General features: G+C 40.3%; 10 protein-coding genes. 5 read left to right on the forward strand and 5 right to left on the reverse strand.

Annotated elements, in window-relative coordinates:
- Positions 1–35 precede the first annotated feature (35 nt).
- Positions 36–727, forward strand: a protein-coding gene (locus tag RS893_RS22565; RefSeq protein ID WP_315784082.1) for an IS1 family transposase whose coding sequence is annotated in 2 segments (ribosomal slippage) — positions 36–360 and positions 360–727 — 693 coding nt in all. Because the reading frame shifts where the segments join, the coding sequence is not laid out codon by codon here.
- Positions 728–740: 13 nt separating this feature from the next.
- Here the strand turns inward: RS893_RS22565 and RS893_RS22570 are convergent.
- Positions 741–4418: a beta-ketoacyl synthase N-terminal-like domain-containing protein gene (locus RS893_RS22570; RefSeq protein ID WP_315787929.1), complete on the reverse strand. Its 3678-nt coding sequence runs from the start codon at positions 4416–4418 to the stop codon at positions 741–743.
- A gap of 329 nt (positions 4419–4747) precedes the next feature.
- On the opposite strand from RS893_RS22570, the gene RS893_RS22575 reads away from it, so the two are divergent.
- The 3 genes from RS893_RS22575 (at position 4748) to RS893_RS22585 (ending at position 7051) form a co-directional block, all read left to right on the forward strand.
- Complete coding sequence (locus RS893_RS22575) at positions 4748–5155, forward strand: ribbon-helix-helix domain-containing protein (RefSeq protein ID WP_315787930.1); 408 nt, start codon at positions 4748–4750, stop codon at positions 5153–5155.
- On the forward strand, positions 5142–5834 hold the full coding sequence (locus tag RS893_RS22580) for a hypothetical protein (RefSeq protein WP_315792079.1): 693 nt from the start codon (positions 5142–5144) through the stop codon (positions 5832–5834). Before RS893_RS22575 ends, RS893_RS22580 begins: the two co-directional genes overlap by 14 nt.
- A gap of 179 nt (positions 5835–6013) precedes the next feature.
- Positions 6014–7051 carry a methyltransferase gene (locus RS893_RS22585; RefSeq protein WP_315787931.1) on the forward strand — a complete coding sequence of 346 codons (1038 nt, stop codon included), beginning with the start codon at positions 6014–6016 and terminating at the stop codon, positions 7049–7051.
- Between the two features lie 185 nt (positions 7052–7236).
- On the opposite strand, the gene RS893_RS22590 is transcribed toward RS893_RS22585, so the two are convergent.
- The 4 genes from RS893_RS22590 to RS893_RS22605 all read right to left on the reverse strand — a co-directional run bounded on the left by RS893_RS22590 (position 7237) and on the right by RS893_RS22605 (position 10954).
- A complete protein-coding gene (locus tag RS893_RS22590; protein WP_315787932.1) occupies positions 7237–7614 on the reverse strand; it encodes a hypothetical protein in 378 nt (125 codons plus the stop codon).
- Positions 7615–8178: 564 nt separating this feature from the next.
- Positions 8179–9303, reverse strand: coding sequence for a mechanosensitive ion channel family protein (locus RS893_RS22595; protein WP_315787933.1), 1125 nt, complete (start codon positions 9301–9303; stop codon positions 8179–8181).
- 9 nt (positions 9304–9312) lie between these two features.
- The gene (locus RS893_RS22600) at positions 9313–10452 is read right to left on the reverse strand and encodes a mechanosensitive ion channel family protein (protein ID WP_315787934.1); all 1140 of its coding nucleotides are present in this window, start codon (positions 10450–10452) and stop codon (positions 9313–9315) included.
- Positions 10453–10603: 151 nt separating this feature from the next.
- Positions 10604–10954 (reverse strand): hypothetical protein, encoded by a 351-nt coding sequence (locus tag RS893_RS22605; RefSeq protein WP_315787935.1) that lies wholly within the window; start codon positions 10952–10954, stop codon positions 10604–10606.
- Between the two features lie 669 nt (positions 10955–11623).
- Here RS893_RS22605 and RS893_RS22610 point away from each other — a divergent pair.
- A protein-coding gene (locus tag RS893_RS22610) for an IS1 family transposase (protein WP_315784082.1) occupies positions 11624–12315 on the forward strand; the annotation gives its coding sequence in 2 pieces (ribosomal slippage) (positions 11624–11948 and positions 11948–12315; 693 coding nt in all).
- Positions 12316–12321 lie beyond the last annotated feature (6 nt).

Consider the following 12321-nt stretch of genomic DNA (forward strand, 5'->3'; position numbering starts at 1 on the left):
TGCATAATAGCGGTATGAATTGAGGTCAATTAATCATGGAATGTCCACGCTGTGGATCTTGTCATAACCGTAAGAATGGAAAGAAAAGAGGTAAACAGAATCACATTTGCTGTGATTGTGGTCGTCAATTCATTGATGTCTATAAACCACCCAGGGGCTACTCGGATGAAATCAAACAAGAATGCCTAAAAATGTACGTCAATGGTATGGGATTTCGTGGAATTGAAAGGGTGAAAAACGTTCATCATACTACCATTATTCATTGGGTTAAACGAGTGGGTACACAATTGGCGGATACACCAAATTCAAAGGAAATTCCGCAGGTGGGAGAACTAGATGAATTAGAAACATTTATTGGTTCAAAAAAAATAAAATCTGGTTGTGGACGGCGGTAAATCACTTTACTCAAGGTATTCTTGCTTGGGTTTTAGGTGATCGTAGTTCGACTACTTTCCAACAGTTATGGAACATTGTCCAGTGTTGGCAGAGTTATTTTTACGTCACAGATGGATACCCTGTTTACCCTTGTTTTGTTCCTGATGGTGACCAAATTGTGAGTAAGACCTACATGACACGAGTCGAAAATGAAAACACAAGGCTTAGACATTATTTGGCTCGTCTTCATCGTAAAACTTTATGTTATTCCAAAACCGAGGAAATGCTGAGATACTCTGTTCGATTGTTATTGCACTACCTCAAATATCGTTCTGTTCCCTTACCTGCCTAAAACATACCTTTATTCAGCAACGCCCAAATTGTGATGGGTCAAGTCGTCCTGGCACTTGGGCACGCTTGGCTGCCTCTGCAACGAACTCTCCAGCTTTGATTGAATCTAGGTTCAAATCATTGAGTAAACGTAAGTTCATTGACAAGGTTTCTCGGGGAAAGCCAGTTCGTTGTTCTACTAGTTCTAAGAGAAGATTAGGTATAGATGCTGAAAAGTTTGGGGCTTGACTAGATACTGTTACTTTTGGTGCGTTTGGTGCGATCGCTGCAATATCTGCTTTCTTTTTCGCTAGAGTTGTACAAATGACAACAGCAACTTCTTGTAGTGTGGCATTGGCAAGAGTTAATGGATCAATCTCACCTGCTACGTTACATTCCTTAGCCAGAGTTGCAACCAATTCACCAGCTTTAATCGAATCTAGGTTTAAATCGTCAAGCAGTCGTGCTTGCAAGGAAATGCTTTCTTTGGGATACCCTGTCCTCTGGACAATCCGTTCTATCAGAAGTTCCTCAATATCTTTAGTTTTGCTGTAGTTTTTAGAGGTTTCTACTTTTGTTTCCAACTTTGGCTCAACAGAAATGAGAGAAGTCTGTGCTTGACTCTGGCCATTGATAGCACTGTTGTGAGGCGTTAGGAGTGACGGCAGGTTTTGCATGTCTGCTCGAACCACTTCGGCGAGAAACTTGCCTCTTTGAGAAAGGTAATCGAACAGTACTTGAGATACAACCTGTGGTGAAACATTGGTTCCATCAGCAATCATTGACTCGACCCGATCTTGAGAGGGTAGTGTGACTTTGGATGGAATGACAGCAGAGACTTGAAACGGATGCTCGCAAGGGTTTTCTATGAAGACACGATCTGATGCTGGTGTAAAAGGTCGGACAAGACGCTTGTCGTAAAGTGCTTGCCAGTTGATTTCGCTACCGTAAACAAAAAGACCAGCTAACACAGTATTGAAATCTTTATCCAATCCAGGTTTCGATTCAACGGGAAGACACAAAAGATTACCAGGGTCAATAATATCTTTTACTAAACCCGAGAGAACTTTTCCAGGACCCACCTCTATAATCAAATCGCATGACTGGGCTAGATTTTGCACCAAAGCAACAAAGTTAACTTGCGCTGTGACTTGCTGTGCAAAATGGTCGCGCAGTTTGAGTCCGGGTTGTGCTTGTTGTCCATCTACACTTGAAAATAGCTGGGTAGTAATTTCCCCAAGGGTTTCTGGAATTGGTGCATGGTTTTTTAGATGCCCGGCTGCTTCAGAAACCATTTGAGAATGAAATGCATGAGAAACAGGAAGCTGATATGTTTGAATGCCATGATCTGCGGCAAGTTCAATAACTTGCTGAATGCTTGAGCGATCGCCAGATATAACAACCTGCTTTGGACTATTGATATTTGCTACAACTGCATAACCATTAACTTGCTGCAAGAGTTTAGCTGCCGTTTGGTGTGAGCAAGCTAAACTGACCATAGTTCCGGCATTGCTTTTTGGTGCAGACATGGCTTGCCCTCGAACAGTTGCTAAGTTTAGCAAAGCTTTGTCATCAAAAGCACCTGCAACCCGAAAAGCAGTAAGTTCACCAAGGCTATGTCCCGCTACTGCTACAGGCTTGATGCCAAGGTTAGCAAGTCTACGAGTCCAAAGTAAAGAGGTTAGACAAATAGCAGGCTGGGCAATTTGTGTTTGTGCTAGTGCGGTTGACCACTCCTGAATTTGCTCTGCGTTAACCGCTTGCTCCACAGGACGGAAGATGAATTGGCTAACTGCTGATGCTCCCATCTCCTGCAACCAATCATCTGCTTGCTTGACAAGTTCGCGGGCACAACTATAGCGTTCAACAAGTGTGCGCCCCATATTTAATTGTCCAGAACCTTGACCGGGAAATAAAAAACCTACTCTGCGCCGGAAAACTGTATTGCCAAGCCAGATGTTTTTCTGTTGGCTAATCGCGATCTCTCCTTTGGCAGGCGGCTTTTCGCTCAGCATTATTTCCAGTTGCTTGAGATTGTCAATTAGCTCTTCAGGTGTGTCAGCAATGATAGCTGCCCGAACTGGCGATTTTAAATCCAGTTCCTGAGTCAGGTGTACTGCCAAATCGGTGAGTTCGGCGACGCTAATTCCTTCTGTAAGGCGGATTACAGCCTGGGTGCGTTGAAGCAAGGCTAAAATAGACTCAGCACTAAGCACAAACAGTTCTGTATCTTGTTTAGAGACTAATAAAGCACGCTCTTCAATAGAAGTTGCCAGACGAACAGAGGGACTATCACCGGACTCAAGGGTTACATGGCAGTTAATGCCGCCAAATCCCATCGCTGAAACACCTGCTCGTAGAGTTTCGGTTTTGCTGCGGATTTCTCCTTGGAGGATTGGGTATATACAGCTAGCAGATGTCTCAAATACCTGATTGGGTTCTTTACAGTTAGCAGTGGGCGGTAGGATGCGAGAATTAACAGCCATTACAGCTTTGATAAATCCTCCTACACCAGCCGCCGCTTTTGTATGACCAACTATTGATTTAAAGGAGGTGATACCACAAGTACGCTTTGTCGTTTCTCCATGAGAACCCATAGCTAGTCCAATAGCTTCCAATTCTGCGCGATCGCCTACAGGAGTACCTGTACCATGTCCTTCTATCAAATCAAGGTCGCGAATTCTGTAGCCTGCCCGGTCATAGGCCTGCAAAAGTGCGATCGCTTGACCTTCTCGTTTAGGTGCAGTAACGCCGCCTCTGCCGTCAGAGGAGATCCCCCAGCCACGCAACACTGCATACACATAATTGCCATCTCGACGAGCATCTTCCAAGCGTTTGAGAACCACAAAACCACAACCTTCACCTGGAATAAAACCGCTAGCTTTTTTGTCGTAGACTGTCATGTCTTGAGCGGTAATTGCGCCCATTTTGGCAAATCCAACGATTTCAAAAGGATCTAGACTAACATCGACACCTCCAGCAAGTGCCAAATCCAGGTCGTGATTAACTAAGGCTGTAGCGGCGGTAGCAATTGCGATCAGTGAAGCGGAACAAGCACCGTCCACTACATACCCACCACCATTAAAGTCAAGAAAGTTGCAGATTCTTCCAGCTATGGTGTTGGAAAGGCATCCAGCCAGTGAATCCTCAGTTATCGCTTGGAATGCCGATTTATAGTACTCCTCCGTAGTCTCTAACAGTTCATGTATTAGTTGTGATGGCAGTCCTCTTGCTTCGGCAGCAGCGCGCATTGCTCGTTGAACATAAGGCCAGCGCAAGCGCATGGCATTAGACCGCATTTGCTCCCCAGTCAGTGTGTTGCCAAGCACTACACCTGAACGTTTAGTAACAACGTTTTCCCGTGTGTAGCCAGCATCCTCCAAAGCAGAGAGTGCGACTTCCAGGGCTAGCCAATGAACGATGTCTGCCGATTCAACAGTTCCTTTGGGAATGTGTTTACCAATCCAATCGAACTTAAAACCATCAATCACAGCCGCACGGGTCGCGTAGGTCTTTTCAGCCGCAGTCGGGTCGGGATCATAGTACTCACAAAGCGGTAGTCGCTGTTGGGGTATCCTACGAAATTGAATCCGCCTTGCAAGTATGTTTTCCCAAAGCTGCGGTAAATCATGTGCGCCAGGATACCAACAACCCATTCCAATGACTGCGATCGCAGGATTAGACATTAGATGCTCCAATGTGTTTAATGGCATTCTCAACTTAAATTGCTTGATTGCTGTTAAAGTAGGTGGTTTTAATCTAGGCAAGTTGATATATTTGCATCCTCTTCCAGCAATTGACTAGGTATGAGCCAACTTGAACTATGTTTTGAGTTATGGTTTTGTCCACGCTAATAATCACCAAATCAATTTTCTCTTTATAAATAAAAATAGGTGTGTTGGATATGGACATTTTTTAGCTGCTGATGCTATATTAAATTTTGGTTCCGAACCTGTCAAGAGGGTTAGAACTTTAAAGAAAATGTCCTTCAAGGAGCATAGACCATGATAAAGAAGAATTCAGGGTTATGGATTTATTCAAGATGCCAACAAAAAAAGAAAAAGTCACTTTCATCTGTGATTTAGACACAAAAAAACAACTGGAACACTGGGCAAAACAAGAAGGACAAACTATTAGTAGCCTTGTCGGATCAATTGTTGCTGAAGCGCTTACCGCAAGACAAGGTAAAAAAACTATCACAAAAGAAACCGAACCAGAACCAACAACTATTCATGAGTTAGTTCAACGCAATATCAACAAGCTTCGACGGCGTACAGGCGTAAGAAATCTCAAACAAATTGCTGGCGCTGAAGTTTTACCGACAAAAGATGATTTCCTTGTGATAATGCAAGCCTTAGCTGTACCTGAACAATTACAGCAAAAGCTTTGGTTTGCAACTTATGGCAACAACAGCAAATATCAGACAGGTATTGAAAATGGAACTATTTAAAGTTCTCAATCAACCTCATTGGAATTATTTCTTTACTCACGAGGGTATAACAATCAAAGCTCCTAGTAAGCAAGCTGCAACACAGTTAGCTATGATGTATCGAGAGTGCCTAACTGAGACAGCCTACAATATCAAAGGTAAAGTAAAAATCGCTTGGCGATGCTGTAAGTCTCCTATCCAAATTTTTAGCTGGATGGCATTAGAACAATCACCAACTCCTTATGAAACAGCAGAAGCAATTTTACGCACAGATGGTGAAGTATTATGTTCTTTGCTGCATCTGCCCGTGCCACTATTAAAGCAGATAGTGCAGGCAGGAGAGAGTGAAAGACCCGTTTCCATTGTCAGATGCTCTGATCGCAAACAAATTATTATTAATAAACCGATGGAGATGGCATTACAAACTCCTGCGATCGAATCAACTCAACGCATAATGACTCGCTTTTGGCGTCTGAGTGATTTAGAGACATTGGAACGTGAACTTCAGCTAACAAACCGTTTCAGGTGGCAGTATAATGCTGCGCTTAATCCGCGAACTTGGGCAATTTTAGAAAGTGAATTTGAAAGGTTTGAGGTTAACGGACAGTGGTATTCACAAACTACTTTCTTAATTGACCCCGAGCCTATAGCTTTTCCTCATGATGACGTAATTTTGGATTTTGACAGAACAGATAACTGACCCAAAGTTGCTGTTTCGGTGAGGAATTAAGCTTGTAATACCAAAAAATTTTTAAATATTAAAAGACTTCTTCAAAAATTAGAGTTTAGAACAAACAGCACGGTGGAGTTAAAACTTTTTTTGGGGAAGTCTAAATGTCTTCATGCACATAACTTAATTATTTTAAGGACAAGTAAATCATGTTCCTACAAGAGAATACTCAAATCTCCCAAGATATGCCATCACAAACAGCAATGATTCAATTGGCTACTAGTTACTGGGTTTCACGAGCAATATACGCTGCTGCGAAGCTTGGTATAGCCGATATGTTGAAAGATGGTTCGCACAGTTGCGATGAACTGGCAAATTGGACTGGAACAAATGCACAAGCTCTTTATCGAGTTATGCGTGCGCTTGCTAGTGTAGGGATTTTTGCTGAGAATGAACAGGGATGCTTCACCCTAACACCATTAGCTACTTATCTCCAGAGTGATGTTCCTAACTCAATACGTGCTTTTGCGATTAGTTTTGGTGAAGAACACTACCGCGCTTGGGGGGATATTGTCTACAGCATCCAAACTGGTGATAACGCTTTCCAGAATTTGTACGGTATGCCAGTTTTTGAGTATTATGCACAAAACCCACAGGCAGGAAAAACTTTTGACGAGGCGATGACGAATGTTTCAGCAACGGATAAAACTGAGATTGTTGCAGCATATGACTTTTCATCTATCCGTAAGTTGGTTGATGTTGGGGGTGGACACGGAAGTTTCATCGCCTCTATTCTGAAAGTCAATCCTACAATGGAAGGCATTCTGTTTGAGAGACCATCGGTTGTTGAAGGAGCCAAGAGTGTTCTTGAAGCAGAGGGGGTATTAAAACGCTGCCAAATTATTGCTGGAAGCTTTTTTGAATCTGTACCAAGCGATGGTGATGCCTATATTCTCAAATACGTTATCCATTTGTTGGATGATGAACGCGCGATCGCTCTTCTGAGAAACTGTCACAGCGCTATGGTGGAAAACGGCAAACTTTTGTTGGTCGAGCAGATCCTTCCACCTGGTAATGAACCTTCCTGGGGTAAGTTTTTAGATATCCATATGCTGATAGCCATTTCAGGCGGTCGTGAACGTACAAAAATGGAATTTCAAACTCTGTTTGAGGCTTCCGGCTTCAAGCTGAACAAAGTGATTACTACAGAATCAAACACAAATGTGATCGAAGGAATCCGAGTATAAGCTACCAGATGCAGTACAATAGACCTCTTGCTAAACTTCCTTCTTTGACAAAATTCGTATGCAATGCTTAGCAGGAAGACAGCAGGATCAGGAGAACAAAGGTGAGAATTTGTATCAGGAATTTTGTGAAGTGGTATTAGAGCGCTCCAACTAGAGTCGGGCTGCGGGAACATCTGGGAAGTCTGTTATGAGTGTTTCTTAGTAATTACTTTTGGCCAGACTCGATCAATTTCGCCACAATAAAGTTGTCCGTCTTTAGCAAACACGCTCACCCATAGCAATACATCTTTTTCTTCCTCTTCTTTCTCCTGTTTCTCCTCTTGGCGACTCCACTTCCAGTCAACACCAATACTGACTTCCCATTCCTCATCTGCTCTACTCTGGATGCACCCGTCTTTAACTTCTATTGATTTGCAAACAACCCACGGGACACATTCAGGCTCGTAGGGCAGTGGATGGTCATATTCATCAGTTGGGACAATTGGATAAGCATAGTCCCTGTATGTTTCTAATATGTGATTTTTTGCAGTTTCAATTATTTGAGAATCAGTAAAACTATTCATGTGTCCTCTCATTGCCTCCCGTAGGCAAAACTTGCTACGGGTGTGGCATTGAACATTAAAATCTTATTGCAAGCCTTAGCTTTATCGAATTCTGTAAGTAACCCTTGTCTTTATTTGTAGCATTCGTAGAAAACCGCCTAATTAATTTGTCACACTCCAAAACACAGATGTACTAATACAGTTTTGGTTGAGACCTTAGGCACTTTCCAAGAAACAATCCCAACCTTATTTATTCGTAAAGTTACACAGCACAGTAGCCCCTTTATTGTCAATGTTGCAGACCTCCCAAACCTACATTCAACAAACAAGCTTCACCTGTGTCTGTTCAATCAAACAAAAAAACTGAAATCTTAGAGTTGCGATCGCATCCTGCCCATACATTGGGACATATTTAAAAAGTTGGTAAAATTGTGAAAAAGGAATGGAATGTGACAAACGCTCTTTCGGCAAAGGGAGCAACCTGATGCGTGCACTGATGAAGTGTTTGTAGAGTGAATAGTGCTATGAAGCGTATTGAATCAAACCTAAAAACTTGGTTAATTCTCGATTTATTTATCCATCGCTTCAGATTGTAACAGGTGATTCTACATAGATAGTTGGTTCTTGGATTCTAAATTTAATACCATAATTAAGAAGATGCTTAGTAATTTTATTATTCGCTAATTCCAGCAATCGCTTTCTGAGTTGAATTGAGTTTTCAGTTGAACCCAATATAAAAAACGTTACCCTAGTATGGGTTATTTGATTTTCAGAATCATCTGTCAAAGTAATATTGGTACTGCCTGGGTCAATTCCAAATAAAGAATTAGTACCTTCAGTAATAACTTGCTGCACCAATGCTTTTTCTCGTTCTTCTAAAATCTTTAAAAAGTCAATATAGAGCAAGACCATTACTTTCTTGCCTCTAGTAATATTTTCAATTTCTAAATTTGCCAAGATAGAATTTGGTACAATAAAAAGTGTACTTTTTGCTGCTGTGCGAATTTTAGTAGAACGTAAACCAATCGATTCAACACGACCAAATAGACCTTCTGGGATTTGCTGAGAACGTTGTAAACGAATATATTCTCCAGGGACAAACGGGCGATCTAAATACAAAACAATAGTTCCCAACAATTGCTCTAATGTCTTTTGAGCGGCAAAAGCAACTGCTACTCCTGCAATACCTAAGCCGGTCACTAAGCCAATTAAATCGAATCGGTTCTTAGCAAAAGCTAGCACAGCAAAAAAGCCAATAATTACATTTGCTAAAGTCTCAAATACTAATAGTAGCTCATCAACTTCCCGACCAAACTTGCGGAGTAAATCTATTCCATAGACAAGAATAAATTGGCGAAATAAACGGGACGCTAACCAGGCAATACTAATGATGACTGCTAAATCAATAAAAGGTCTAATAAAATTATAGATTAATTGGTATTCTTTAATCCAATTCAGAGAAAAAGAAATTAAGATTAAAGTCCCAGTAATTTTAACTAAGTTTCTAATCGGCTGGATTAATTTTTCATAAACTGCTGTTAGTTGTTGGGGAAAAAATTGCTGAAGGATTAGTCTTATAAAGAAAGGTGTATATCTTCCTATAAGTAAAGATAAAAATATAAGTAGTAGAAATATTCCAAATTGGATTAATACAGGCTTTGCTATTTCTCCAAACTGAATAATATTTTGAGTAATTTCTGAAAACTTCATAAATAAGTTTTAAATTGTAATAGGAGAATCAACATAGATAGTTGGTTCGTCAATATCAAAGGCTATACCATATTCTTTCAATCGCCTAGTAAGACTCTGACTAGCAAGATCGAGAAGTTGACGTCGTAATTCCATTGAAACTTCACCAGAACCTAAAATAAAAAAAGTAATCTGGGCTTGCGTACGCTCTGCTGTTTGTAGCTTAGAAGATTGTCCTAATTGCTCTGGCAAATCTCTAAAAATGACATCAGTGCTACGTGTATCAATTCCAAAGATATCAACGGTACTTTCAATGATAACTTGCCGAATCAAAGCTCGTTCTTCACTATTGATGGCACGATAGAAGTTTAAATAAGTAATTGCCATAACTTTTTTAGCACCCGTGAAGTTTTCAATATTAACTTGGGTAAGCGAACTGTTAGGGACAATTATCAGTGTACCTTTACCAGAAGTGCGAATTTTAGTGGAGCGCAAGCCAATTGATTCGACTCGACCAAAAGTTCCATCTGGTAAACCAATATAGTCATCAGTAACAAAGGGGCGATCCAGATAGAGAACAACACCACCTAATACTTGTTCTAGCGTCTTTTGAGCAGCAAAGGCTAGTGCTAATCCACCAATTCCTAAACTTGCTACCAACCCAAAAATATTGATTTGATGAGTTTGAGCAAAAATAATAGTCGCTGCAACTACAATAGTTATATTTGCAAGTAACTTAGTAAGAATTAATAACTCACTATTAACTTTCCGTCCACTTTTAATTGCTGCATCCAAGAGATAGAAATCAAAAAACTGCTTGAACAGTTGAGAAGTTAACCAACCAGCAGTAATAGTTAAGGCTAAACCAACTGGAATTTCTATTAGCCTAGACCAACTTGATTCTGGTAGTAAAATAGCAAATATATCAGCGATTAAAAGACTAACGGCGACACTTAACCAGTTCTCATAAGGCTTGACAATTTTTTGATAAGCACTTCTTTCGCGAAACGAAATTAAAGGAGTTAGTAGCGCTTGTACAAAGCTTAAACGCAAATTGACTTTAGAGAAAAACAAACCACCACTGATAAAAGCTAACAGTACAACTAATCCTAGCCAGCCGATTTGTAATATCCCATCGCTCTTTAAAACTTCCAGCAACGAACCTAGCACTAGTAAACTCCATTTTTTCGGCTGAGTATTTCATTATATCGTGTCTAATTAAAGACTTATCACATAGGTTGATGCACCCGACATAGAGAAATGTTAATGATAACTAATTATCAAGACTTGATCTGACTCCAACTTTAGTTTCAACGAAGCTCTAGATAAGACCTAAAACTAAGTGAATTCCAACAGCCTTACCCATTGCAATTATCCGCTTACAAGTAGATTCAAATACAGATTTAGGCTCCTTTTCTCCTATTAAATTAGTACTATTATTGAATACTACAACAATGTGAGGTATTGGTTCGGCGGCTATATTGTTGTAGTTGTCAATATTTAAAACCTTTACACTTTGCAGCATTGTGTAACGTTTATTTAATTCGTCTTCTAGCAGAGAAACAGCCAAAAGAGCTGAATTTATATCTTGGAAATTTGGACGCCACAACCAAGGAGCATCTTTCCCAAATTTTGGAAAATAATTGTAATTATTCTGGATGGTTTTTACCATGAGAGCATTTGTCCTCAAGCTAAAATTTTTACAGAAGAACTATGTTTCTCTCTAACAAGTCTGCAACAACTAGCAATTAGTGAGTAAAAAACAGTATTAAGCTGAAGTTGTTTCGTGCCAGTAAATTTACTGGAAGAAAGGCAGAAGGCAGAGGGCAGAAGAGAAGAAAGTAAGAATTTATACAGTTTTAAGTCCTCTGGGTTCTGCCAAATGGTTTAAAGGCATCATTATTTAAGGAGACAAATAAACGCTTTGCCGCTTTATCAAATCCCCCGAATTCCTTCGTGGGAATGCCTTCTTCAGACGAGCGTACTTCTATCTTCTTAACTGCTTCTAATTTTAAACATATATCTAAAAAGTGGAAAACTGGTGGAGTATTGAGTAAATAGCTGTATAAATGTATTCAAAATTACAAATTGCTCTCCCAGAGCTTTATGACTCTACGTAGAAGCGATCGCTAAATAATAGGCAGATAATCTACCGTAAATAAACGTAAATGGTGTAAACAAACACTCGTAGTCAGCAATTAAATAGGAACACGAGCAGAAATGAAACAGACACAGGACAATATCGCCGCACAGGTTAGAGATAACTGTTAATTTACCTTTGCTCTACAATCTAAATTTTTTGGCGTTGCATAATAGCGGTATGAATTGAGGTCAATTAATCATGGAATGTCCACGCTGTGGATCTTGTCATAACCGTAAGAATGGAAAGAAAAGAGGTAAACAGAATCACATTTGCTGTGATTGTGGTCGTCAATTCATTGATGTCTATAAACCACCCAGGGGCTACTCGGATGAAATCAAACAAGAATGCCTAAAAATGTACGTCAATGGTATGGGATTTCGTGGAATTGAAAGGGTGAAAAACGTTCATCATACTACCATTATTCATTGGGTTAAACGAGTGGGTACACAATTGGCGGATACACCAAATTCAAAGGAAATTCCGCAGGTGGGAGAACTAGATGAATTAGAAACATTTATTGGTTCAAAAAAAATAAAATCTGGTTGTGGACGGCGGTAAATCACTTTACTCAAGGTATTCTTGCTTGGGTTTTAGGTGATCGTAGTTCGACTACTTTCCAACAGTTATGGAACATTGTCCAGTGTTGGCAGAGTTATTTTTACGTCACAGATGGATACCCTGTTTACCCTTGTTTTGTTCCTGATGGTGACCAAATTGTGAGTAAGACCTACATGACACGAGTCGAAAATGAAAACACAAGGCTTAGACATTATTTGGCTCGTCTTCATCGTAAAACTTTATGTTATTCCAAAACCGAGGAAATGCTGAGATACTCTGTTCGATTGTTATTGCACTACCTCAAATATCGTTCTGTTCCCTTACCTGCCTAAAACATA

It is taken from the genome of Fischerella sp. JS2 (assembly GCF_032393985.1).
Taxonomy (GTDB): domain Bacteria; phylum Cyanobacteriota; class Cyanobacteriia; order Cyanobacteriales; family Nostocaceae; genus Fischerella.